Origin of the sequence: Methylomonas koyamae, assembly GCF_001644025.1 — a bacterium.
In the GTDB taxonomy this organism is placed as follows: Bacteria; Pseudomonadota; Gammaproteobacteria; order Methylococcales; family Methylomonadaceae; genus Methylomonas; species Methylomonas koyamae_A.
In genome coordinates this window covers 1-1012 of sequence record NZ_LUUK01000147.1, presented here as the reverse complement: position 1 = coordinate 1012, position 1012 = coordinate 1, and the positions used below count along the sequence as shown (strand labels likewise).

Genomic DNA, 1012 nt, shown 5'->3' with positions numbered 1-1012 from the left:
TATTGAACGACGTCGGCGAAGGTCCCGACATTTTGGAAACCGACGCGGAAACCTATGCCGATGGCGTTTTGTCAGCCGAGGCGCAAACCTTGACCGCCAGTGCCCGCCGAGCGATGCGAGCCCTCGTGATTTGGAACGGCAGCCACGGCAAGCATCGCCACTCGGAGAGTCAGGCTCTGTGCGATACCACCCACTGCATGGTGTTTCTGGGCGAGGCGCCAAACGCCCATTCCCGTAGCGGAGAGCGAACCGACCCCAACTTGTTGCGATTACTGGATGCGCTGGCGGACGGACAAACTTGGCTGCCCTTCGCCAACGGCGGCGACCGACGCTGGATTCGCCAAATCGCGGCCGCGGAATTGGAAGGCCGTTTCGCGGAACAACGCATCGACGCTATCCGCCGCGAACGCCGCAAAACCGGCGAATTGTTGGTCCGCCTATACTATCCGGAAAGCGAGGAGGTCCTAGCCTGCGAAGTATTCCGCAATACCCTCAAATTGCCGTCCTGCCCGGACCGGATCGAAGCACTCAGTGGCGGGAGGGGCTGGCAATTCGAAGGCGTGGGCAGTGGCCACGGCCTGGGATTGTCGATATTGCGCGCCCAAGCCCTGGCTGAAGCCGGTTACAGCGCCGAACAAATATTACGCGACGCCTTTACGGCGGCCGGCGAATAATCCGGCGCGTGACGTCAAACGCATTCGGCTGCGTCACTCCAACGACAAGCGGTAAGGCCGCATTGGCGAAGCGTTAAAACCTTCCCGCCGATAAAAGTCTTGCGCCGCCGCATTCTCCGCGTCGGTTAACAAGGTAATCCGGCGGCAACCGCCGGATTTGGCGTGTGCGATGGCCGCTTTCAGCAATCCTTGGCCTATCCCCGACCCGCGCCGATTCGCGGTCACCACCATATCTTCCAGCCATGCCACGCGCCCGCCGAGCGCCGTGGACACCGTGTATAGCAAGCTGACCATGCCGACAGGCCGGCCGTCTTCCCGCGCCACCAGGATTTCGCCGA

At 61.9% G+C, this 1012-nt stretch carries 1 protein-coding gene and 1 pseudogene; one reads left to right on the top strand and one right to left on the bottom strand.

The features are described 5' to 3' along the window. Positions 1-674: pseudogene (locus A1355_RS25705) on the top strand (hypothetical protein); the annotation flags it as partial. A 33-nt stretch (positions 675-707) separates the two neighbouring features. Here the strand turns inward: A1355_RS25705 and A1355_RS09850 are convergent. Then, positions 708-1012 (bottom strand): GNAT family N-acetyltransferase (locus A1355_RS09850; RefSeq protein ID WP_064027503.1); only part of this gene is annotated, 305 nt, incomplete at its 5' end.